Here is a 23,512-nt window from a genome sequence, read left to right as displayed (position 1 = left end):
ACGGCAGGGCTTGCGGTCAGGCACTCACAGGAGAAAATGCGATGGACGGACAGAACAAAGAAGAACAGCTGACGCTGGAGGAATCCTTCGCGGAGCTGGACAGGCTGGTAGAGCGGCTGGAGGACAGAGATATCCCGCTGGAGGAATCCTTTTCTCTTTACAAGCGGGGGATGGATCTTCTGACAAGCTGCAAGGAAAAAATAGATACGGTGGAAAAAAAGATGCTTCAGATTACCGAGGATGGAGAGATCAATGAATTTTAGCGAGGAACTGAAAGAACGGACTTCCCGCGCGGACGCGGTTATCCGGCAGTATCTTCCCCAGTCCGGAGAAAAACCGGAGCGTCTTACAGAGGCGATGAATTACAGCATGACAGCCGGAGGGAAAAGAATCCGTCCGGTTTTAATGTGGGAGGCGTGGAAGCTGTACGGGGGCACCGGCGAGACCGTCCGGCCGTTTATGGCGGCAATCGAGATGGTTCACACCCATTCCCTGATCCATGACGACCTTCCGGCGATTGATAACGACGCCATCCGCCGGGGGAAGCCCACCACACACGCAAAGTATGGGGAAGCGCTTGGGCTTCTTGCGGGAGACGCTCTTCTGAATTATGCCTATGAGACGGCGCTGAAGGCATTCGGGATTCCGGGGGCGGATCCGGAGAGAACGGCAGAGGCTCTGCGGATTCTGGCAGAAAAAACCGGATACCGGGGAATGCTGGGCGGACAGAGCGTGGACGTGGAAAATGAAAAAAACGAGGTGTTCACCCTGGACAAAGAGGCGCTGGATGATATTTATCTGCGGAAGACGTCTGCCCTGCTGGAGGCTTCGCTGATGATCGGCGCCGTTCTTGCGGGCGCCGGTCCGGAGCAGACGGCGGTCATGGAAAGAGTCGGAAGAAATGCCGGGCTGGCGTTCCAGATCCGGGATGATATTCTAGACGTCACCGGAAAAACGGAGGATATCGGCAAGCCTGCGGGCTCGGACATAAAAAACCATAAGACAACCTATGTGACATTGTTTGGCGAGGACGGGGCAGAGGCAGAGGTGCGCAGACTTACGGGACTGTCCCTGCAGGCGCTGCAGGGACTGCAGGGGGACACCTCGTTTCTGCGGAATTTCCTGCTGTCTCTGGCAGAAAGAAAAAAGTGAGTGCGGCTGGCGGAAGGAAAAAATGAGCGCGGCTGGGTGAAAAACAGCGGGACAAAAAACAGATGGAGGATTGCATTGGCAAAGGAACCAAAGGAGCAGAAGGAGAGACTGGATGTGCTGCTGGTGCAGAACGGACTGGCGCCTTCCAGAGAAAAAGCAAAAGTGCTGATTATGGCCGGAGAGGTTCTGGTCAACGGGCAGCGGGAGGATAAGGCGGGAAGCACCTTCCCGGCCGGCTCGACGGTTACGCTGAAAAACAGCAAGCCGTTTCCGTTTGTCAGCCGGGGCGGGCTGAAACTGGACAAGGCCGTGAAATGCTTTGGCCTGCAGCTGTCCGGCCGGGTCTGCATGGACGTGGGAAGCTCCACGGGCGGATTTACGGACTGCATGCTTCAGAATGGCGCCGCGAAGGTCTATGCCGTGGATGTGGGGCACGGCCAGCTGGACTGGAAACTTCGGGAGGACAGCCGGGTGGTCTGCATGGAGCGGACGAACATCCGCTATGTGGTTCCCTCCGATATCGCCGAGCCTCCTTCTTTTGTTTCGGTTGATGTTTCTTTCATATCGCTGACCAAGGTGCTGGGTCCTGTGAAAGAGCTGATGGATGCAGAGGGGGAACTGGTCACGCTGATTAAGCCCCAGTTCGAGGCCGGCAGAGAAAAGGTCGGAAAAAAAGGCGTGGTGCGGGATCCGGCAGTTCACAGGGAGGTCATCGGCCTGGTTGTGAGTTTTGCGCGGGAGATCGGACTTTTTCCTTCCGGTCTGGATTTTTCTCCGGTGAAGGGGCCGGAGGGAAATATCGAATACCTTCTTTACAGCAGAAAGACAGGAAATCCGGAGACCGGACTTCCGGATTCCGTGGACGAAGAGAAAATAAGAGAGGTAGTAGCAGGGGCGCATAAGGCTCTGGACTGACGGTACAGATAAGATGAAGCATTTTTACATTGTGACAAATTTTCCCAAGGATCCGGATCTTTTGGTGACAAGCCAGGTGATGGAATATCTGACAAATCACGGGGCGGTCTGTACCGTCAGGCCGAAAAACCAGAATCCGGAAGTGGATTACCGCTACACCGATCCGGATAAAATTCCGGCGGATACGGAATGCGTGATTGTTCTTGGCGGAGACGGCACACTGATGCGCGCCGCCGGTGATATCGTCGAGCGGCAGATCCCTATTCTGGGAATCAATACCGGCCATCTGGGTTTTCTGGCGGAGACGGATCAGACAACCATGCTTCCGGCTCTGAATGCCCTTCTGCAGGATACCTATCAGATTGAGCACAGGATGATGCTGCGGGGGGATGTGTACAATGCCGGCCGCCTGATGCGCACAAAGCGGGCGCTGAATGACGTAGTTATCGGGAGGAAGGACGGCATGCACCTGATCAGCATGGATCTGCTTGTGAACGGGGCCTACCTGAATACCTATCGGGCGGACGGACTGATTATTGCCACTCCCACCGGATCCACAGGGTATTCTCTTTCCGCGGGCGGACCGATTATCGCTCCGGAGGCCGCCCTGTTTCTGGTTACGCCTCTGGCACCGCATACCCTGAACACAAGAGGAATTGTGCTGCCCCCGGAAAGCAGGATCACGGTCCGGGTCAATAACGGAAGAGACCAGACCACAGAACACGCCATGGCATACTTTGACGGCGGAGACAGGCAGGGAATGGATACCGGGGATTATGTGGAAATCCGCAGGGCGGATCAGGATGTGCTGATTGTAAAGACCCGGAATGACAGCTTTCTGGACATTCTCAGGAGAAAACTCCAGGCCATCTGAAAAGGAAAAGGAAAGAAAAATGAAGCTGGAACGACAGGCGGAAATTCTGAAACTGATCCATGAATATGAAATTGACACGCAGGAAGAATTGGCCGACCGTCTGCAGAAGGCGGGGTACCAGGTCACGCAGGCAACGGTTTCCAGAGATATCCGGGAGCTGAAGCTGACGAAGACCGAGGGGGAGAGCGGGAAAATGCGCTATGCGCTTCTCCAGAATCAGGCCATGGATTCCGCGGGAAGGTATGTCCGGGTTCTTAAGGATGCGGTCCTCTCCATTGACACGGCGGAAAATATTCTGGTTATCAAGACAGTCTCAGGCATGGCAATGGCTGCCGCCGCCGCGCTGGACGAAATGAACATCAGCGAGATTGTGGGCTGCATTGCGGGGGATAACACCATCATGTGCGCGATCCGGAGCAGGAACGAGACCATCCGTGTCATGGACAGACTGAAAAAAATGCTGTGGGGGAAATAAATGCTTACAGAGCTGCATGTGAAAAATATCGGGCTGATAGAAGAGACGGAGGTTTCCTTCGGATCCGGCCTGAACATTCTGACCGGAGAAACAGGGGCAGGAAAGTCCATGCTTCTGGGCTCGGTAAACCTCGCCCTGGGCCAGAAGATGTCCAGGGAAATGCTCCGTGATGACTCGAAGCCGGGACTGGTAGAACTGGTCTTTGCCGTGGAAAACCCGGCAGTGCTGGAACGTCTCCGGGAAATGGATGTGGAAACCGAGGACGGACTGTTGATCATCACCCGGAAAATACAGGACGGCCGCAGTATCTTCCGCCTGAACGGAGAAGCGTCCACGGCGGCAGGAGTCAGACGGATTTCTTCCCTGCTGCTGGATATTCACGGGCAGCATGAGCATCAGTCGCTTCTTTACCCGGACCGCCAGCTGGAAATTCTGGATGCCTACGGAAAGGACAGCCTTTCCGGACTTCTGGAGGAAACGGCTCTGCTCTGGAAGGAGTACCGCGGCGTAAAGAAGGCGCTGGAGGACTACCAGATTGATGAGAGCGAGAGAGAGCGGGAAAGCTCTCTTCTTCAATATGAGATAAAGGAAATTGAGGACGCTTCTCTTCAGCCGGGTGAGGATGAGGAGCTGGAGAAGACGTACCGCAAAATGGCAAACGGGAAAAAAATCGCGGAGGCGCTTGGAGAAGTACACCGGCTGACCGGTTATGAAGAGGGAGCCGGGGACGCCGTCGGAAAGGCGGTATCGGAGCTTAATGCTATCGCGGATTTCGACGGTCAGCTGGAAGAACTGGCGCGGTCGCTGGGGGACATCGACAACCTCCTGAATGATTTTAACCGTGAGGCCTCCGGCTATCTGGAGGATTTCACGTTCTCCGAGGAGGATTTTTATGAGACGGAAACCCGGCTGGACCAGGTGAACCGTCTGAAGTCCAAGTACGGCAGTACTCTGGAAGAAATCGGAGAGTATCTGCACAGGCAGCAGGAAAAGCTGCAGAAGCTGGAAAATTTCGAGGCAGAGAAAACAAGACTGACAGAGGAACTTCGTAAGGCGGAGGAAAAGCTGGAAAAAAGCTGCGAAAAACTTTCGGAAAAAAGAAAGGAATGTGCCAGGAGCCTTGCTTCGCAGATCGGGGAGGGGCTGAAGGAGCTGAACTTTTTGTCCTCGGATTTTGAAATCGCGTTTTCCAGGACGCCGGGTTACGGCCGGAACGGGTACGATGCCGTAGAATTCCGGATTTCCACGAATCCGGGTGAACCTCTGAAGCCTCTCAGCAAGGTGGTTTCCGGCGGAGAGCTCTCCCGGATTATGCTGGCGATAAAGAGCATTCTTGCCGACAGGGACGAGACGGAGACTCTGATTTTCGATGAAATTGATACGGGAATCAGCGGACGGACAGCGCAGAGAGTTTCGGAAAAGATGGCCGGAATCGGGAAGAGCCACCAGGTTCTCTGCATCACGCACCTGGCGCAGATCGCCGCCATGGCGGATCATCATTTTGAAATTTCCAAGACAGTAGAAAATAACGGAACGACGACACATATCAGGGAGCTGGACGAAGAAAACTCCGTCCGTGAGCTTGCCCGCATTCTGGGAGGCGCGGAAATTACGCCTGCGGTCCTGGAGAGCGCCAGGGAAATGAAGGGGCTTGCCCGGAAATTGAAACAGCAGCAGAAAAGCTGACGCGTCACCGCATGCCCATATTTGACAGCATTTCTTATATATGTAGAAATGTATAAGGCCTCGCGCTGCCCCGTTGCTTTCAGCAATTCTTGCATCGCCAGCAGAAATTTGAAGAAACTGTACTTATATAGAAAAAAAGGTTGACATTTTTTTTCGTCAGCGCTATATTATGGTACGTAGATGTTAGCACTCCACAAACAAGAGTGCTAACAGCTCAAAAGAAAGGAAACTCCGATATGGGTATGGAATTGGATGACAGAAAAAAAATAATTTTACGGGCAATCATTCAGACCTACCTGGAAACAGGGGAGCCGGTGGGGTCGCGTACCATTTCCAAGTACACGGACCTGAATTTAAGCTCTGCAACCATCCGGAACGAGATGTCGGATCTGGAGGAAATGGGGTATATTGTTCAGCCGCACACCTCTGCGGGGCGGATTCCTTCCGATAAGGGCTACAGGCTTTATGTGAATGAACTGATCCAGCAGCAGGCGCAGCAGAACCATGTCAGCCAGGAAGCCAGCAAGATGGTCATTGAGAAGACAGACAGGCTGGAAAAAGTGCTGAAGCAAATTGTCCAGGTGCTGGCAAAGAACACAAACTACGCGACGATGATTGCGGGGCCTTCCTATCACCAGAACAGCATTAAGTTTATACAGTTGTCCAGGGTGGGAGAGGACCAGCTGCTGGCAACGATTGTCGCGGAAGGCAACCTGGTGAAAAACCAGATGATCCGCCTGACGGATCCTGTAGATGAGGATCAGACAGTCCGGCTGAATATGTTGCTGAATAACCAGCTCTGCGGCAAGACAATCGGGGAGATCAATCTGGATATGATTACCCGGATGAAACAGCAGGCGGGAATTCACAGTGAGGTAATAGCCAGAGTGGTGGATGCCGTTGCGGAAGCAATTCAGCCGGATGAGGAGGACTTCCCAATTTATACCAGCGGTGCCACGAATATTTTTGATTATCCGGAGCTTGCGGATTCCAGCAAGGCGAAGGAGTTGATCTACGCGTTCGAGGATAAAAAAGAACTGGCGGAAATGATCCGCGAGGCGGACGCGGAAAACAAGGAAAGCGGCACAGATATCCAGGCTTTCATCGGAAAGGAGTCGCCGCTGGCTAATATGCAGGACTGTTCCGTAGTTACCGCCAAGTACAAACTTGGGAACGGGATGATGGGAACCGTGGCAATCGTGGGGCCCAGAAGGATGGATTACAAGAATGTCGTAGAAAACCTGCGGACACTGAAGACACAGATGAATGAGCTGTTCGGGAACGGAGACGCCCAGCTGGAAGGACCTTCTTCCGGCGGGGAAGAGCCGGGAGCATCCGGGCAGGAGGAAAAATAGACCGGAGAACCGGTGTGGAAAAGAGGTAGAAAGATATGGCAGAAGAAGAGTTCAAGCAGCCCGGCGGAGAGAATACCGCTCCGGAACCGGAGAAAGAAAAAACGGAAACGGATCAGAAGGCGGATGCCGCTGCCGGGACGGAGGAAGCCAAGGCCTCCGAAGCCCAAAAAGAAGCAGACGGCGCCGCGGAAGAGGAGCCGGTTACGGAAGAGGAAAAGGCTTCTGCCGTAGACGCGGATTTCCGGAGTGTAGAAGGGGAAGGAAAAAGTTCCGGAGGGTTTTTCAAAAAGAAGAAAGACAAGAAGGACGAGAAAATAGAGGAGCTGACAGACCGCGTACAGCGGCAGATGGCGGAATTTGAAAATTTCCGGAAACGGACGGAAAAAGAAAAGGCCGCCATGTTTGATATGGGTGCCACGGATGTCATTGAAAAGATCCTTCCGGTGGTGGATAACTTTGAGCGCGGCCTGGCCGGGGCGGATGCTTCCGATCCCTTTGTAGAGGGAATGAATAAGGTGTACAAGCAGCTGGAGACCATTCTTGCTGATCTGGGCGTTACCGCCATTGAGGCGGAAGGAAAGGAATTTGATCCGAATCTCCATAACGCCGTGATGCATGAGGAAAACCCGGATGTCGGCGAGGGCATTATTACCCAGGAGCTGCAGAAGGGTTATAAATATAAAGATACCGTTGTCCGTCACAGCATGGTCAAGGTAGCAAATTAAGCAGGCAGCCGGAGGCTTTCGGGCCGACGGATTACCATAGATGAACAGGGAAAACAGAACTATATCAGACAGTTTCAGAATATTTCAGGAGGAAAAAATCATGAGTAAGATTATAGGTATTGATCTTGGTACAACAAACAGCTGTGTAGCTGTTATGGAAGGCGGAAAGCCAACCGTTATCGCAAACTCGGAAGGAAGCAGGACCACACCTTCTGTGGTTGCTTTTACAAAAACAGGGGAGCGTCTGGTCGGAGAGCCGGCAAAGCGTCAGGCAGTGACCAACGCGGACCGGACAGTTTCTTCCATCAAGCGTCACATGGGTTCCGATTACAGGGTAAATATTGACGGAAAGCAGTATTCCCCACAGGAAATCTCCGCCATGATTCTGCAGAAGCTGAAAAGCGACGCGGAAGGGTATCTGGGAGAAAAGGTTACAGAAGCAGTGATTACCTGCCCGGCATATTTCAATGACGCGCAGCGTCAGGCAACTAAGGACGCGGGCAAAATCGCAGGACTTGATGTAAAACGTATCATCAACGAGCCGACAGCGGCGGCGCTGGCATACGGGCTGGATAACGAAAAGGAACAGAAGGTCATGGTATACGACCTTGGCGGTGGTACCTTTGATGTTTCCATTATCGAGATCGGCGACGGTGTCATAGAGGTCCTTGCCACCGCAGGAAACAACCACCTGGGCGGTGATGATTTTGACCAGAAGGTTGCCAATTACATCGTCGAGGAGTTTAAGAAACAGGAAGGCATAGACCTTACCGGAGACAAGATGGCTATGCAGCGTATCCGTGAGGCTGCCGAGAAAGCAAAGAAAGAGCTGTCCAGCGCTTCCACAACCAACATCAACCTTCCGTTTATCACTGCGGACGCGAACGGCGCAAAGCATCTGGACATGAACCTGACAAAAGCTAAATTTGACGAGCTGACCGCGGATCTGGTAGAGATGACGGCAGAGCCGGTAAGAAAGGCTTTAGGCGACGCGGGACTGAATGCTTCTGACCTGGGCAAAGTCCTTCTGGTCGGAGGATCTACACGTATCCCTGCTGTGCAGGAGAAGGTAAAACAGCTGACCGGCCACGAGCCCAGCAAGTCTCTGAACCCGGATGAGTGTGTTGCCATCGGCGCTTCCATCCAGGGCGGCAAGCTGGCAGGAGACGCAGGGGCAGGAGATATCCTTCTGCTGGATGTCACTCCGCTGACACTGTCCATCGAGACAATGGGAGGAATCGCGACACCTCTGATTGAGAGAAATACAACCATCCCGACCAAGAAGAGCCAGATTTTCTCTACTGCGGCGGATAACCAGACAGCCGTGGATATCAATGTCGTACAGGGCGAGCGTAAGTTCGCGAGGGATAACAAGTCCCTCGGTCAGTTCCGTCTGGACGGAATCCCGCCGGCAAGACGCGGCGTTCCGCAGATCGAGGTTACCTTCGATATTGACGCAAACGGTATTGTAAATGTTTCCGCCAAGGACCTGGGCACAGGCAAGGAGCAGCACATCACCATTACCGCCGGATCCAATATGTCCGAAGAGGATATTGACAAGGCGGTAAAGGAAGCGGCAAAATACGAGGAGGAAGACAAGAAGCGTAAGGAAGCCATTGATACAAGGAACGACGCGGACGCTACCGTGTTCCAGATCGAGAAGGCGCTGCAGGAGGCCGGCGACAAGGTATCCGCAGACGAGAAGGCGACAGTCGAGGCAGACCTGAACGCGCTGAAGGATCTTCTGGCAAAGGCTCCGGCAGATAATCTGACGGATGCACAGGTTACGGATATCAAGGCGGCGCGTGAGAAGGTTATGAACTCCGCACAGAATCTGTTTACAAAGATGTATGAGAACATGCAGCAAAACGGCGGCGGCCAGGGACCGCAGGGCGGACAGACATCCGGCGGCACCCAGCAGGGCGGCGGCCAGGGCGGAAACGACGACGTGGTAGATGCCGATTATAAAGAAGTGTAAAAAACGTTAAGCTAACAGGATAGGAAAAGGGACTGCTGCCGGGAGATCCTGGCCAGCAGCCCCTGTTTTCTGTCTGTACAGACCGGCGTGTCCGGCGGATATCTCAGGTTAGGAGTTCAGACAATGGCGGAGAAACGCGATTATTATGAGGTGCTTGGAGTAGACAGAAATGCGGATGATGAGACTCTGAAGCACGCGTACAGAAAACTGGCAAAAAAATATCACCCGGATATGAATCCCGGTGATAAAGTGGCGGAAGAAAAGTTCAAGGAGGCGACGGAGGCCTACAGTGTCCTGAGTGATCCGGACAAGCGCCGGGCCTATGACCAGTACGGCCATGCCGCGTTTGAAAACGGCGGCGCCGGCGGTGCCGGGGGATTTGACTTTTCCGGCATGGACATGGGGGATATTTTCGGGGATTTCTTCGGGGATATTTTCGGCGGCGGCCGGTCGTCCAGAAATAATAACGGACCTCAGAGAGGCTCGAACCTCCGGGTGGTTGTACACCTGACCTTTGAAGAAGCCGTATTCGGCTGCACAAAGGATCTGGAGATTACGCTGAAGGATACCTGCAGAACCTGTGGGGGATCCGGGGCAAAGCCGGGGACTTCACCGGAAACCTGCCCGAACTGTCACGGAACCGGGCAGATCAGACATACCCAGCAGTCCATGTTCGGCATGATACAGAATATTGAGACCTGTCCGCAGTGCGGAGGCAGCGGAAAAATCATCCGCGAGAAGTGCCCCGACTGCCACGGCACAGGCTATACCTCCGGCCGCAAAAAGATCCAGGTGGCGGTTCCCGCGGGAATTGATGACGGGCAGAGCATCCGGATCCGGGACAAGGGAGAACCGGGCGTCAACGGTGGACCCAGAGGGGATCTCCTGGTCCAGGTTGTCGTTGCGCCGCACCCGATTTTCCAGAGAGACGGCGTAAATATTTTCTCCACGGCGCCAATTACCTTTGCGCAGGCAGCCCTGGGAGGAGATATCCGGATCAACACGGTGGACGGGGAAGTGGTCTATTCGGTAAAGCCGGGAACACAGACCGATACCAGGATCCGCCTGCGCGGCAAGGGTGTTCCTTCCCTGCATAATAAGAATGTGCGCGGCGACCAGTATGTCACGCTGATTGTGCAGACCCCGACCGGACTGAGCGCGGAGGCGAAAGAAGCGCTGCGGGAGTTCGACGCGGCCTGCGGAAACAGGGATGGCGCGGATAACGGCAGGGAAAAGGAAGGGAAAAAGAAAAAGACCTTCCGTGAAAAAATGAAAGAAAAATTTGAAGAGGATTGACCATGAAGTGGAAAAAGTTCCGTCTGAAAACGCTGGAGAGCGCCGAGGATATTGTGATATCCGCACTGTATGACTGCGGTATTGAGGGCGCCCAGATTGAAGACAAGGTTCCGCTCACGGATGCGGAAAAAGCACAGATGTTCGTGGACATTGCCCCGATGCCGGAGACAGACGACGGGATTGCCTGGCTGGATTTTTATCTGGATCCGGAAAAGGACGATGTGGACGGGATTATGAGGAATGTCCGCGCGGAGCTGGAAAAGCTGCGCGCCTATTGTGATATCGGGGCGGGAACCCTGGAAATTTCCGAGACAGAGGATACGGACTGGATCAATAACTGGAAAAAATATTTTAAGCAGTTCTATATTGATGATATCCTGGTCATTCCGTCCTGGGAGAAAGTCAGGGAGGAAGACAGGGACAGGCTGATTCTTCACATCGATCCCGGGACAGCCTTCGGGACAGGCATGCATGAAACGACCCAGCTGTGCATCCGTCAGCTGAAAAAGTATGTAAACGCCGGAACAAGGCTTCTGGATGTGGGGACAGGCAGCGGCATCCTTTCCATTATTGCCCTGAAGCTGGGAGCGGCTCACGCGGTGGGCACGGATCTGGATCCGTGCGCGGTCCCGGCAGTCTCGGACAACAAAAAAGCCAATGGGATTCCGGAGGATGCCTTTGAGATGATCATCGGCAATCTGATTGACGACCCGGAAGTACAGCGCACCGTGGGAGAAAATGCCTACGATGTTGTGACTGCCAACATTCTGGCGGATGTCCTGGTTCCTCTTATGCCTGCGGTGGCACGCGCCCTGAAGCCGGGCGGCGTATGCATTACGTCCGGGATTCTTCAGGGACAGGAGCCGAAGGTAATCCGCGCGGCGGAGAAAGCCGGTCTGCATCCTGTGGAGACCACGCAGCAGGGCGAGTGGATGTCGGTTACGGTACAGAGGTAAAACGGCATGTATCGGTTTTTTGTGGAGAAGCAGCAGATCCGGGACGGAATGGTGAGAATTGCCGGAGAAGATGTACGGCACATCCGCAGCGTGCTCCGGATGCGACCGGGAGAGCAGATTCTGGTTGCCTGCGGGGATGAATGGGAATATACTTGTCAGATCGAGCATCTCTCGGAAGAGGAGGTGACAGCCAGGGTTCTGGACGCCCAGAAACCGGGAAAGGAGCTGCCCTCCCGGATTACGCTGTTTCAGTGTCTGCCGAAAAGTGATAAGATGGAGACGGTGATCCAGAAGGCGGTAGAGTTGGGCGCGTATGCGGTTGTGCCTGTGGTGTCCAAGAGATGTGTGGTAAAGCTGGATGAAAGGCGGGCGGCAAACAAGGCGGTCCGCTGGAATACCGTCGCGGCCAGCGCGGCAAAGCAGTCAAAGAGAATGATCGTACCGGAAGTGAAGCCGCCCTGCAGTTTTCAGGATGCGCTGCGAGAGGCGCAGGACATGGATGTCCGGCTGATTCCCTATGAAAACACGGAAGGAATGTCCGGTACAAGGAAAATTTTTTCCTCCGTACGGCCGGGAGATTCTGTCGCGGTTCTGATCGGTCCGGAAGGCGGCTTTGAGGAAACAGAGGTGGAAGAGGCACAGGAAGCAGGGTTTCTGCCGGTTACGCTGGGGAAACGGATTCTCCGCACGGAGACGGCCGGAATGACAGTGCTTTCTATCCTGATGTATCTTCTGGAGACAGACTAAAGAGTGCAGTTTGGCCGGCAGCCGTTTTATGCGCAGAAACCGCTGCGAAAATTTCAGCCGAAAAGGAGAACGCATGGAAGCGTATCTGGACAATGGAGCGACAACCCGCTGTTATCCCGAAGTGGCAGACCTGATACGGAAAACACTTCTGGAGGATTACGGAAATCCTTCTTCTCTTCACAGGAAGGGAGTGGAGGCGGAGCAGTATATCCGGAGAACCACGGAGATTCTGGCGGATATTCTCAAAGTAAACGAGAGGGAAATTTACTATACTTCCGGCGGGACAGAATCCAATAACTGGGCGCTGGCAGGGACTGCCATGGCGCACAGGAGAACGGGCGGCCATTTTATTATCAGCGCGGTGGAGCATCCCGCGGTATCGGCTCCGGCATCGGCGCTGCATGACATGGGCTTTGACCTGACGGTTCTGCCTGTGGATCGGGAGGGGCGCGTCCATCCGGAGGAACTCCGCCAGGCAGTCCGAAAGGACACCCTTCTGGTTTCTGTCATGATGGTGAATAACGAGATCGGGACAATCGAGCCAATCGAAGAGATTGCCCGGATCGTCCACGAGACAAATCCGGACACGGTTTTTCATGTAGATGCCATCCAGGCTTTCGGCAAGTGCCGGATTCTGCCCGGCAGGATGGGGATCGATATGCTTTCGGCCAGCGGCCATAAGATTCACGGCCCGAAGGGCGTCGGTTTCCTGTATGTCAACGACCGCGTGCGTCTCCGCCCGCTGATTTACGGCGGCGGACAGCAGTCCGGTATGCGTTCCGGGACAGACAATGTTCCCGGAATTGCGGGCCTGGGGCTCGCCGCGCGCATGATGTATGATCATCTGGAGGAGAACAGGACCCATATGTACGCGCTCCGGAAGAGACTGGCGGACGGCCTTTCGGGACTGGACCAGGTAGTTATCCACGGGCCTTCCGATCCGGCGGAGGCGGCGCCGCATATCCTGAATGCCTCCTTCCTGAAGGTCAGGAGTGAGGTTCTTCTGCATGCGCTGGAAGACAGGGGCATCTATGTGTCTGCCGGAAGCGCCTGTTCCAGCCATAAGAGATCCGGAAGCCCGACGCTTACGGCTGTCCGGTGTCCCAGAGAGGAAATGGAATCCGCGGTCCGGTTCAGCTTCTCGGACATGACGCGGCCGGAGGAAATAGATTATACGCTGGAGGCGCTGCGGGAGCTGCTGCCCGCGCTCCGGCGTTTTACAAGACGCTGACCGGTTCCCGGTTTTCGGCGGGAGCGTTCGCCGGCAGCCGCAGGGATGTCAGCAGGTTTTACAAGACACCGGCCGGTTTTCGGTTTTCTGAGGTATGCAGGCATACCTCAGAAAACGGCCTGGCAGGAATGAATGAGGGATAGAATGAATTATCAGGCGTTTCTGATTAAATATGCCGAGATCGGCATCAAGGGAAAAAACAGAATTCTCTTTGAGGAGGCTCTGGTCCGCCAGATTGCCCGCAGTCTGAAACCTGTAGAGGGAGAATTTGAAGTTACCCGTGAAATGGGAAGAATTTATGTCAGGGCAGACGGCAGCTTCGACTTTGAGGGAGCCGTAGATGCCATGCGCCATGTGTTCGGCATTTCCGGAATCTGCCCTGTTGTGATTGTGGAGGACGAGGGATTCGAGTCCATAGCCCAGGCCGTGGTCCGCTATACAGCAGAGGTTTATCCGGAAAGCAGGGCTAAGACCTTTAAGATTTTCGCGCGGCGCTCCAACAAAAGCTATCCGAAGGATTCCATGCAGCTGAACGCGGATCTGGGAGAGGCGGTTCTGAACGGATGCCCATGGATGCAGGTGGATGTCCATCATCCGGACTGTGTGATCACTGTGGAGGTCAGAAAGAAGATCTATATCTATTCCCATGTCATTCCCGGACCGGGAGGCATGCCGGTAGGGACAAACGGGGAGGCAGAGCTCCTTCTCTCCGGCGGAATCGATTCCCCGGTTGCCGGCTATATGATCGCCAAGAGGGGAGTGACCATCGATGCGGTCTACTTCCATGCGCCGCCGTATACCAGCGAGAGGGCGAAACAGAAGGTTGTGGATCTTGCGCGGATCGTATCTGCCTACAGCGGCCCGATCCGGCTCCACATCGTTAATTTTACGGATATTCAGCTGGCTATCTACGAAAAATGTCCGCATGAGGAGCTTACCATTATCATGCGGCGATATATGATGAAAATCGCGGAGAGCTTTGCGCGGAAAGACGGCGCAAAGGCATTGATTACCGGGGAGAGCGTCGGCCAGGTGGCCAGCCAGACGGTGGACAGCCTGGTCTGCACCAATGCGGTCTGTACTCTTCCTGTATTCCGCCCGCTGATCGGTTTTGATAAGCAGGAAATTATCGAAATATCCAGAAAAATCGGAAGCTACGAGACATCCATCCAGCCCTTTGAGGACTGCTGCACGATTTTTGTGGCGAAGCATCCGGTGACACATCCGATTCTGAAGGTGATCGAGAGATCGGAGAAGAAGCTGGAAGGTGTGATAGAACCGATGATAGAGACTGCCGTCAGCACGGCGGAGACGGTTCTGGTGGAGTCCTGAAGAATCCGTTTTGTAAGTAATAATAAGGCAAAAAAACAGCCCGCAGCAAAAGCTGCGGGTCTGCGCCGGACAACAGGCCGGTTCTTAAATTCCTATTTTCTTTGATTTTTTCCGTTTTCCGGCTTCTCTGACGATACGCCCTTCGGAAGTGCTTTCACACCCGGACAGAGCATAGGGCATTGTCCGGAAAGAAATCGGAGAAAACTTATTTTTCCTCCACAATGTAGGGCTTCAGGACATCCAACACCTGGGTTAATTCAGACCCGTCTGTGTGAATATTCAGGTCAATCGGTTTGGAAAGATCCAGACTGAAAATGCCCATGATGGATTTCGCGTCAATGACGTACCTTCCGGATACAAGATCAAAGTCAAAGTCAAAGTTGGAAATCGCGTTTACGAAATTCTTTACTTTTTCAATGGAATTCAGGGAAATTTTAACTGTCTGCATCTTTTTTTCCTCCATATATGCTGATACAAATCCTGCCGCGAGAACACGGCGGAGACTGTGAATAACCGGATTTTCGGATTCATCATTAAAACTATGATACGTGCAAAAAAAGGAAAAGTCAAGGCGGAGGCGGGGACAGAAAGGAAATTTTATGTTAAGAAAAGCTGCTCTTCACAATCTGGGATGCAAGGTGAATTCGTATGAGCTGGAGGCAATGCAGCAGGCGCTGGAAAACGCCGGCTACCGCATTGTCCCGTTCGAGCCGGGAGCGGATGTCTATGTGATCAATACCTGTACCGTGACAAACATTGCAGACCGGAAATCCCGCCAGATGCTTCACAGGGCGCGCGGTATGAATCCGGATGCCGTCGTGGTGGCCGTTGGCTGCTATGCCCAGGTGCGGGGAAAGGAGCTGGAGAAGGACCCTGCCATAGACCTGATCATCGGAAGTGACAGAAAAGGGGATCTGGTACAGGAGCTGGAGAGGTATTTCGCGGGAGGAGGCAGACGGACAGATACTTCGGAAATCCGCCGGGACAGGGAAATAGAAAAGCTGGAAACCGACCGGGCAGAAGGACACACCAGGGCTTTCCTGAAGGTGCAGGACGGCTGCAACCAGTTCTGTTCCTACTGTATTATTCCCTATGCCAGAGGCCGGGTCCGCAGCAGGAAAATCGCGGATGTCGCGCAGGAGACAGAGCGGCTTGCGGCCAGCGGCGTGCAGGAAGTGGTGCTCACCGGTATCCATCTCTGTTCCTACGGGAAGGATCTGGGTGAGGGGGAAAATCTTTCCGCACTGATCCGTGCCGTGCACCAGACAGAGGGAATCCGCAGAATCCGGCTGGGTTCGCTGGAGCCGGGTTCGATCGACGAGGCATTTGTGAAAAATCTGGCGGAACTGCCGAAGGTCTGTCCTCATTTTCATCTTTCCCTGCAGAGCGGGTGCGGCCGCACACTGCAGCGCATGAACCGGAAGTATACGCCGGAAGAATTTGCGCAGACCTGCGGGCTCCTGCGGAGATATTTCCGGCATCCGGCCATCTGTACAGATATCATCACCGGATTTCCGGGAGAGACGGAGGAAGATTTCGAGGAATGCAGGAGCTTTGTGGAAAAAATGCATTTCTTCGAGACACATGTTTTCCCTTATTCCAGGAGGGAAGGAACCAGGGCGGCGGCATTCCCGGATCAGATCCCGGAGCCGGTGAAAAGAGAGAGGGGGGCCGTGCTGCGGGAGCTGGACCGGAAAAGAAGAGAAGAGTTCCTGAGGTATTACTGCGGCACGCCGCTGGAGGTGCTGTTTGAGGAAAAGGTGGCCGAAGGCGGCCGCAGCTGGTGGCTGGGACACGGAAAGGAATATCAGAAAGTGCTTCTGCCCGCGGATTTTCCGGGCATTCCCGCGGAAGGGCTGTCCAACTGGATTCTTTCTGTTACGCCGGAAAGGATCTGCTTCCAGGACTGCCTAACGGTCTGACGGCCCGGCAGCTGTCTTGCACTTTTCGGGGAAGTACGTTACAATTATTAAGTTATAAGCCGGATTCTGCCATTCGGCCGGCACTCGTCAGGAGTGTGAAAGGATGTGAAGACATGAGCGATTTAAGCAATACACAATACTTTGAGGTAATGCCGGAGACGGACACACAGGCCAAAAAGGTCCTGGATATTGTTTATCACGCGATGGAGGAGAAGGGGTATAACCCCGTCAATCAGATCGTGGGATATATCATGTCCGGAGATCCGACTTACATCACCAGCCACAACGGCGCGCGCAGCATGATTATGAAGGTGGAGCGGGACGAGCTGGTAGAAGAGCTTCTGAAGGAGTACATCAAAAACGAATCCTGGAGGACGGACAAATCGTGAAAAGAATCCTGGGACTGGACTATGGCTCCAAAACTGTAGGGGTTGCGGTCAGCGACCCGCTGGGGTATACTGCGCAGGGAGTGGAGATTATCCGCAGGAAGCAGGAAAACAAGCTGCGACAGACCCTTGCCAGAATTGAAGAACTGGTAAAGGAATATGACGCGGACACCATTGTTCTCGGATTTCCAAAACACATGAATAATGACATCGGCGACCGGGCTGCCAAATCTCTGGAGTTCCGCGATATGCTTGAACGAAGGACCGGCAAAAAGGTTGTCATGTGGGATGAACGTCTTACGACCGTGGCAGCGGATCGTATTCTGGACGAGACAGGGGTAAAAGGACGAGACCGCAAGGAAGTGATCGATCAGATTGCGGCCACATTCATCCTGCAGGGGTATTTGGATTCTTTGGAAAACGGCCGGAAATGATGCCGGAGCTGCGAACATGAAAAGAGAAAAAGTAAGCTTTACAACAGAAAACGGCAGAACGGAAGAATTTTTTGTAGAAGAGGAAACCAGGATAGGAGGAGTGAACTATCTCCTGGTAACTGATTCTGACGGAGAAGAGGCAAATGCCTGCATTCTGAAAGACCTGTCCGAAGACGGCGATGAGGAAGCGAATTTTGTTCCCGTAGAGGATGACACAGAATTCCATGCAGTGGCCGGTGTTTTCCAGCAGATGCTGGAGGATACGGTACTGGTACAGGATACGAAAGAACCTGGAAAAGCCTGATTGCCCTCCGGCCCGTCTTTCAGTCTGCAAAAAGAACAGACAAAGATCGGAAGAAGTATGGAGGTTAACTGAATATTGAAAACGAATCAGACGAGTAAGCTCAAGATTATCCCTCTGGGCGGCCTCGAACAGATCGGCATGAACATTACTGCCTTTGAATATGAAGACAGTATTGTTGTGGTGGACTGCGGCCTGGCTTTCCCGGATGACGACATGCTGGGAATTGATCTGGTTATCCCGGATATTACCTATCTGAAGCAGAACATTGACAAGGTAAAAGGGTTTGTTATTACACACGGACATGAGGACCATATCGGGGCTCTGCCTTATGTCCTGCGGGAAATCAATGTCCCGATCTACGCGACCAAGCTGACCGTAGGGCTGATTGAGCATAAGCTGGAGGAGCACGATATGCTCCGCACCACCAGGCGCAAGGTGATCAAATTCGGGCAGTCCATCAATCTGGGATGTTTCCGCATAGAATTTATCAAGACAAATCACAGCATACAGGACGCGGCCGCGCTGGCCATTTATTCCCCCGCGGGAATTGTTGTCCACACAGGAGATTTTAAGGTGGATTACACCCCGGTCTTCGGTGACGCCATTGACCTGCAGCGGTTTGCGGAAATCGGGAAAAAGGGTGTATTGGCCCTGATGTGTGACAGCACGAATGCGGAGAGAGAGGGCTTTACGAAGTCCGAGCGCACGGTTGGCCATACCTTTGATATGATTTTTTCGGAGCACACCAACCAGAGGCTGATTATCGCCACCTTTGCCTCGAACGTAGACCGTGTGCAGCAGATTATCTATACGGCCTATAAATACGGAAGAAAAGTCGTGGTGGAAGGCCGCAGCATGGTCAATATTATTTCCACGGCTTCAGAGCTCGGCTATCTGAATATTCCGGAGCACACGCTGATAGACATCAACGAGATGAAAAATTATCCGGATGAGAAGATGGTTCTTGTCACTACGGGAAGCCAGGGAGAGTCCATGGCCGCGCTTTCCAGAATGGCCGCGGATATTCACAAGAAAGTGACCATTAAGCCGGGGGATCTGATCGTGTTCAGCTCCCACCCGATTCCCGGAAATGAAAAAGCAGTCTCCAATGTTATCAATGAGCTCTGTGAAAAAGGCGCGGATGTTATTTTCCAGGATGTTCATGTATCCGGCCACGCCTGCCAGGAGGAGATCAAGCTGATTTACTCTCTGGTAAAGCCAAAGTACGCGATTCCTGTTCACGGGGAATACCGGCATCTGAAGGCCCAGGCAAAGCTGGCGGCGGAGCTTGGAATTCCGAAGGAAAATATCTTTATCATGAAAACCGGGGACGTTCTTTCGCTGGACAGTGAGTCCGCGAAGGTTACCGGAAAGGTAGAGACCGGTGGAATCATGGTAGACGGACTTGGCGTCGGTGATGTGGGAAATATTGTGCTCCGTGACAGGCAGCACCTTTCCGAGGACGGCATTATCATCGTCGTCCTGACACTGGACCGGCACAGCGGTATGCTGCTGGCGGGACCGGACATTGTTTCCAGAGGCTTTGTTTACGTCCGGGAGTCAGAAGATCTGATGGATGAAGCCAGGGTGGCCGCGGAGGATGCGCTGGATGACTGCCTGGACCGTCATATTACGGACTGGGGCAAGCTGAAGACATCGGTAAAGGATGCCCTCAGCGCGTTTGTCTGGAAGCGCACGCAGCGCCGCCCGATGATTCTTCCTATTATTATGGAGGCTTAACCGAATGGATCCGGTAGCATTACAGACAGAGGAGCTGATCTCGGCGATCCGGAGCTCCGGCGATTACCAGCGGTATAAAAAGTGTGAAGAACAGCTCCGGCAGAATCCGGAGCTCAAAAAGAAGGTGGATGAATACCGGGTTCGGAACTTTCAGCTTCAGCAGACGGAACGAGATCTTTTCGATGAGTCAGACGAGGTTCTGCGTGAATTCGGCAGCGTACTGAAAAATCCACTTGCCGCGGAATATCTGGATGCGGAAAGCTCCGTCTGCCGCATGGTACAGAGAGTTGTAAACTATATCAACAAAAGTGTGGCAGTGGATATCCCCGAAATGGAAAAGCCCGGGCACTAAGAGGAGCTGAGAATGGCAGGAAAAGAAAAAAAGGACAATGTCGGATACCGTGTCGCGCTTTTCGGCGTAAAGGGACTGCTGAAGGTCCTTCTGATCGTCTGTCTGGTCGTTGTTCTTATATATTTCTGTAAAAAAGCATACGGGCTCGGTTACGAAGTGTTTAATCAGGACGCGGTGGACAGCGGGGACGGGAGAAAAGTCACCGTGACCGTTACGGAGGACATGTCAGTCTATGACATCGGAAAAATGCTCCGGGCGGAGGGACTTCTGGAAGAAAGCCCCGCTGCTTTCTGGGTGCAGGAGCTTATTTCCGACTATCATAACCAGATTCTTCCGGGGACCTATTCTCTAAATACCGCCATGACTCCGGATGACATTATCTCCGCCCTGGCAGGCTCTGATTCGAAGCACTCGGTAGACGGAGGGGAGACCGTAATCTCATCCTCCGGGCAGGAACAGGACGGGAGCGGGTCCACACCGGAGGGCAATGTAAAGGTATGATTACAGACAGTCGGATGACCGCTTTTATCAATTCTCTGGATCACGGAAACACGCCTTTTCTGGACAGGCTGGAGCAGCAGGCCAGAAAAGACAGGGTGCCGGTGATCCGCAGAGAGACGCAGAGCTTTCTGAAAACCATTCTGGAGATGCAAAAACCGGGATCCGTTCTGGAGATCGGAACGGCAGTCGGTTTTTCCGCCATTCTTATGGCGGGGGCGACAGCACCGGAATGCAGGATAACGACCATCGAGGACTATGAAAAGCGCATACCTGTAGCGCAGAAGAACTTCAGGGAATCCGGTTACGCAGACCGGATCACCTTGTTGAAGGGAGACGCGGCGGATGTATTAAAAACGCTGTCGGATCCCTTTGATTTTATTTTTCTGGATGCAGCCAAGGCACAGTATATCCGGTATCTTCCGGATCTGCTCCGCCTGATGCGCCCGGGAAGCGTGCTTGTTTCCGATAACGTGCTGCAGGGAGGGGACATTATCGAATCCCATTACGCGGTGGAACGGCGCAACCGCACGATTTACAGACGCATGCGGGAGTACCTGCGGGTGCTGAAGGACAGTGACGTGCTGGAGACTTCCATTCTTCCCCTGGGAGACGGGGTCACGATTTCCGTGTACAAATCCGGGTACCGGGCGAATATGGAAAACAGCGTCTCCGGATAAGCTGCAGCTCGGGAGAATGGCCGGGCGCCGGGCGAAGGGAAAAACAGTGTCTACGGGTAAGCTGCAGAGTGGAAGAACAGCTGAATATCAGGAAAAGAAGGATAGCAGAGGATAGTAAGATGCGGACGATGGACGGAAAAAGAAAACCGGAGCTTCTGATCCCCGCCTCCTGTCTGGAGGTGCTGAAGGTGGCGGTCGCCTTTGGGGCGGATGCGGTTTATATCGGCGGAGAAGTGTTCGGACTCCGGGCAAAGGCAAAAAATTTCAGCCGTGAAGATATGGCGGAGGGAATCCGCTACGCACATGAACATGGGGTAAAAGTGCATGTGACGGTAAATATTCTGGCACACAACCGCGATCTGGCCGGCATACGCGCTTATCTGAAAGAGCTGAAGAAACTTCGTCCGGACGCCCTTATCATTGCAGATCCCGGCGTGTTCACCCTCGCGGGGGAGATCTGCCCGGAAATAGACCGTCATATCAGCACGCAGGCAAATAATACCAATGCGGAGACCTTCCTTTTCTGGTACCGCCTTGGAGCCCGCAGGGTGGTGACGGCCAGGGAGCTCTCTTTGCGGGAAATCCGGGAGATCCGGCAGCAGGTTCCGGAGGATCTGGAAATAGAAAGCTTTGTCCACGGGGCCATGTGCATATCCTACTCCGGCAGATGCCTTCTTTCCAATTATTTTACCGGGAGAGATGCCAACCGGGGCGCCTGCACGCATCCCTGCAGATGGAAGTATCTGACCGCGCCGGCGGAGGACGCGGAAAGGCTGGAAGAGATGGAGAAGGAAACACGTCCCGAAGAGAGGATGGCGTTTCTGCAGGAGGAGACCCGGCCGGGAGAATATCTTCCTGTCCTGGAAAATGAAAGAGGAACATTCATCTTTAACTCCAAGGATCTCTGTATGATTGAACATATTCCGGATCTGATAGCGGCTGGAATTGACAGCTATAAGATAGAAGGACGTATGAAAAGCGCGCTCTATGTGGCTACTGTCGCCCGCACATACCGAAAAGCAATCGACGATTATCTGGAAGATCCGGCTCTTTACCAATCTCATATGGACTGGTATCGGGAACAGATTGCGGACTGCACCTACCGGCAGTTTACGACCGGATTTTATTATCATAATCCCTCCTCGGAAGACCAGATTTATGACAGCAACACGTACATTACCAACTACATCTGCCTGGGGATTGCCGAAGGAGAGGACGCGAAAGGGTATACGGTGCTGCATCAGAAAAACAAATTCTCGGTCGGCGACCGTATTGAGGTGATGAAGCCGGACGGAAGCAATCCGGAAGTTGTTGTGGAGGAAATACTGGATGCGGAGGGAAATGCCATGGACAGCGCGCCCCACCCGCAGCAGGAACTCCACGTGAAGCTCGGCGGCATTCCCCAGCCCTTCGATATCCTGCGGATGCGTAAAGAGTAAGTAAGCTGTTCTTTTTACAATAAATGAATACCCCTCCGGAAAGCGCTTGCGCTCTATTTTATTTAATACGTCTTCCGGTAATAGCCGGGCGCGGCTTCTTCGGCATATCCGGACATGCATAGCTGCATCAGCACCCGGCACAGCTGCGGCATTTCGATTCCTGTTTTTTCCTGCAGATCCGCGAGGGATATTTCCCGGCTGTTCAGGCCGGTAAAGATTTTTCTGAATTCTTCTGATTTTTTCCATTCCGGCGGGAGCTGTCTTTCCTGTTTTTCCCTTTTTTTACTTTCCGGCGCGGCCAGTCCGAGTTCCTCCAGCAGAACCTCCGGAGAGGTGGCAATTCCCGCGCCTTGTGCGATCAGACGGTTGCAGCCCTGGCTCAGAGGGTCGTCGTTTCTGCCGGGAACGGCATAGACGGTTTTGCCCTGATCCAGGGCATAATCCGCGGTGATCAGCGAGCCGCTTTTCAGGCGGGCTTCCACAACGAGAACGATATCGGCCAGGGCGCTGATTATGCGGTTGCGGATCGGGAAATGCCAGGAGATGGGCAGGGCATCCGGGGCGAATTCCGAGATCAGTCCTCCGTGCCCCTCTGCAATTTCCCGATACAGGCTGTAGTTTTCTCTGGGATAGCAGACATTGACTCCGCAGCCCAGAACGGAGAAGGTCCTGCCGCGGACATCCAGGGCACCCTTCTGCGCCCAGGCATCAATGCCGGAAGCCATTCCGCTGATAATCTGCACGCCGGAGGAGGCCAGTTCGGCGGCAAACCGTCGTGCCTCCGCTTTTCCGTAGGCACTGCAGCTGCGGGCGCCGACAATGGCGGCTGTCTTTCCTGACGGGTCGGGAAATTCGCCGATCAGGAACAAAGATTTCGGCATCTGGCCATAGGGAAGGAGCCGGGAGGGATAGGCAGGGTTAACCGTTCCGTCCGGACGGTATTTTTCCACCAGACGGATTTTCTGCGTCAGTTCCGGCGAAGTGTCAAGAATATAGTTTCTTTTCTGCACGAGAATCTCCTTTCTTTGCATTGTT

The 23,512-nt window shown here is 53.7% G+C and carries 25 protein-coding genes; 23 read left to right on the top strand and 2 right to left on the bottom strand.

Features of this window, described 5'->3' with window-relative positions:
• Positions 1-41 precede the first annotated feature (41 nt).
• The 14 genes from xseB (at position 42) to thiI (ending at position 14,722) form a co-directional block, all read left to right on the top strand.
• The gene (gene xseB / locus FYJ60_RS05805) at positions 42-263 is read left to right on the top strand and encodes an exodeoxyribonuclease VII small subunit (RefSeq protein WP_154457725.1); all 222 of its coding nucleotides are present in this window, start codon (positions 42-44) and stop codon (positions 261-263) included.
• Positions 253-1,152 (top strand): polyprenyl synthetase family protein, encoded by a 900-nt coding sequence (locus FYJ60_RS05800; RefSeq protein WP_154457724.1) that lies wholly within the window; start codon positions 253-255, stop codon positions 1,150-1,152. Before xseB ends, FYJ60_RS05800 begins: the two co-directional genes overlap by 11 nt.
• 75 nt (positions 1,153-1,227) lie before the next feature.
• Positions 1,228-2,067 carry a TlyA family RNA methyltransferase gene (locus FYJ60_RS05795; RefSeq protein WP_154457723.1) on the top strand — a complete coding sequence of 280 codons (840 nt, stop codon included), beginning with the start codon at positions 1,228-1,230 and terminating at the stop codon, positions 2,065-2,067.
• Positions 2,068-2,080: 13 nt separating this feature from the next.
• Positions 2,081-2,941, top strand: a complete 861-nt coding sequence (locus FYJ60_RS05790; RefSeq protein ID WP_154457722.1) for an NAD(+)/NADH kinase — start codon at positions 2,081-2,083, stop codon at positions 2,939-2,941.
• Positions 2,942-2,960: 19 nt separating this feature from the next.
• Complete coding sequence (argR, locus tag FYJ60_RS05785) at positions 2,961-3,416, top strand: arginine repressor (RefSeq protein ID WP_154457721.1); 456 nt, start codon at positions 2,961-2,963, stop codon at positions 3,414-3,416.
• Positions 3,417-5,102, top strand: a complete 1,686-nt coding sequence (recN, locus tag FYJ60_RS05780) for a DNA repair protein RecN (RefSeq protein WP_154457720.1) — start codon at positions 3,417-3,419, stop codon at positions 5,100-5,102. It abuts the gene before it with no gap.
• A 236-nt stretch (positions 5,103-5,338) separates the two neighbouring features.
• The gene (gene hrcA / locus FYJ60_RS05775) at positions 5,339-6,457 is read left to right on the top strand and encodes a heat-inducible transcriptional repressor HrcA (protein WP_154457719.1); all 1,119 of its coding nucleotides are present in this window, start codon (positions 5,339-5,341) and stop codon (positions 6,455-6,457) included.
• A gap of 35 nt (positions 6,458-6,492) precedes the next feature.
• Entirely contained in the window at positions 6,493-7,182 is a 690-nt protein-coding gene (grpE, locus tag FYJ60_RS05770) for a nucleotide exchange factor GrpE (protein ID WP_154457718.1), read from the top strand.
• Between the two features lie 100 nt (positions 7,183-7,282).
• Positions 7,283-9,160 (top strand): molecular chaperone DnaK, encoded by a 1,878-nt coding sequence (gene dnaK, locus FYJ60_RS05765; protein WP_154457717.1) that lies wholly within the window; start codon positions 7,283-7,285, stop codon positions 9,158-9,160.
• Between the two features lie 123 nt (positions 9,161-9,283).
• A complete protein-coding gene (gene dnaJ / locus FYJ60_RS05760; RefSeq protein WP_154457716.1) occupies positions 9,284-10,456 on the top strand; it encodes a molecular chaperone DnaJ in 1,173 nt (390 codons plus the stop codon).
• Positions 10,457-10,458: 2 nt separating this feature from the next.
• The gene (gene prmA / locus FYJ60_RS05755; RefSeq protein WP_154457715.1) at positions 10,459-11,412 is read left to right on the top strand and encodes a 50S ribosomal protein L11 methyltransferase; all 954 of its coding nucleotides are present in this window, start codon (positions 10,459-10,461) and stop codon (positions 11,410-11,412) included.
• A 6-nt stretch (positions 11,413-11,418) separates the two neighbouring features.
• Positions 11,419-12,159 (top strand): 16S rRNA (uracil(1498)-N(3))-methyltransferase, encoded by a 741-nt coding sequence (locus FYJ60_RS05750; protein ID WP_154457714.1) that lies wholly within the window; start codon positions 11,419-11,421, stop codon positions 12,157-12,159.
• Between the two features lie 73 nt (positions 12,160-12,232).
• Positions 12,233-13,390, top strand: a complete 1,158-nt coding sequence (locus tag FYJ60_RS05745; RefSeq protein ID WP_154457713.1) for a cysteine desulfurase family protein — start codon at positions 12,233-12,235, stop codon at positions 13,388-13,390.
• 144 nt (positions 13,391-13,534) lie between these two features.
• Positions 13,535-14,722 (top strand): tRNA uracil 4-sulfurtransferase ThiI, encoded by a 1,188-nt coding sequence (gene thiI / locus FYJ60_RS05740; protein ID WP_154457860.1) that lies wholly within the window; start codon positions 13,535-13,537, stop codon positions 14,720-14,722.
• A gap of 205 nt (positions 14,723-14,927) precedes the next feature.
• Here thiI and FYJ60_RS05735 read toward each other — a convergent pair whose 3' ends face one another.
• On the bottom strand, positions 14,928-15,170 hold the full coding sequence (locus tag FYJ60_RS05735) for an HPr family phosphocarrier protein (RefSeq protein ID WP_154457712.1): 243 nt from the start codon (positions 15,168-15,170) through the stop codon (positions 14,928-14,930).
• 151 nt (positions 15,171-15,321) lie between these two features.
• Between FYJ60_RS05735 and mtaB the strand changes: the two genes are divergently transcribed.
• The 9 genes from mtaB to FYJ60_RS05690 all read left to right on the top strand — a co-directional run bounded on the left by mtaB (position 15,322) and on the right by FYJ60_RS05690 (position 22,477).
• Positions 15,322-16,644, top strand: a complete 1,323-nt coding sequence (gene mtaB / locus FYJ60_RS05730; protein WP_154457711.1) for a tRNA (N(6)-L-threonylcarbamoyladenosine(37)-C(2))-methylthiotransferase MtaB — start codon at positions 15,322-15,324, stop codon at positions 16,642-16,644.
• Between the two features lie 113 nt (positions 16,645-16,757).
• Entirely contained in the window at positions 16,758-17,033 is a 276-nt protein-coding gene (locus tag FYJ60_RS05725) for an IreB family regulatory phosphoprotein (RefSeq protein ID WP_154457710.1), read from the top strand.
• A complete protein-coding gene (ruvX, locus tag FYJ60_RS05720) occupies positions 17,027-17,464 on the top strand; it encodes a Holliday junction resolvase RuvX (protein ID WP_334296178.1) in 438 nt (145 codons plus the stop codon). The genes FYJ60_RS05725 and ruvX overlap by 7 nt, the downstream gene beginning before the upstream one ends.
• 16 nt (positions 17,465-17,480) lie before the next feature.
• A complete protein-coding gene (locus FYJ60_RS05715) occupies positions 17,481-17,768 on the top strand; it encodes a DUF1292 domain-containing protein (RefSeq protein WP_154457708.1) in 288 nt (95 codons plus the stop codon).
• Positions 17,769-17,843: 75 nt separating this feature from the next.
• Positions 17,844-19,508, top strand: a complete 1,665-nt coding sequence (locus tag FYJ60_RS05710) for a ribonuclease J (protein ID WP_154457707.1) — start codon at positions 17,844-17,846, stop codon at positions 19,506-19,508.
• Between the two features lie 4 nt (positions 19,509-19,512).
• A complete protein-coding gene (locus tag FYJ60_RS05705; RefSeq protein WP_154457706.1) occupies positions 19,513-19,860 on the top strand; it encodes a YlbF family regulator in 348 nt (115 codons plus the stop codon).
• 12 nt (positions 19,861-19,872) lie between these two features.
• A complete protein-coding gene (locus FYJ60_RS05700) occupies positions 19,873-20,361 on the top strand; it encodes an MltG/YceG/YrrL family protein (RefSeq protein WP_154457705.1) in 489 nt (162 codons plus the stop codon).
• Positions 20,358-21,038, top strand: coding sequence for an O-methyltransferase (locus FYJ60_RS05695; protein WP_154457704.1), 681 nt, complete (start codon positions 20,358-20,360; stop codon positions 21,036-21,038). The genes FYJ60_RS05700 and FYJ60_RS05695 overlap by 4 nt, the downstream gene beginning before the upstream one ends.
• A 128-nt stretch (positions 21,039-21,166) precedes the next feature.
• The gene (locus FYJ60_RS05690; RefSeq protein WP_154457703.1) at positions 21,167-22,477 is read left to right on the top strand and encodes a peptidase U32 family protein; all 1,311 of its coding nucleotides are present in this window, start codon (positions 21,167-21,169) and stop codon (positions 22,475-22,477) included.
• A gap of 62 nt (positions 22,478-22,539) precedes the next feature.
• On the opposite strand, the gene dprA is transcribed toward FYJ60_RS05690, so the two are convergent.
• Positions 22,540-23,487 (bottom strand): DNA-processing protein DprA, encoded by a 948-nt coding sequence (dprA, locus tag FYJ60_RS05685; protein ID WP_330579123.1) that lies wholly within the window; start codon positions 23,485-23,487, stop codon positions 22,540-22,542.
• Positions 23,488-23,512: the final 25 nt, after the last annotated feature.

The organism is Bilifractor porci (assembly GCF_009696005.1).
Taxonomy (GTDB): Bacteria; Bacillota; Clostridia; order Lachnospirales; family Lachnospiraceae; genus Bilifractor; species Bilifractor porci.
This window is presented reverse-complemented; position numbering and strand designations above follow the sequence as displayed.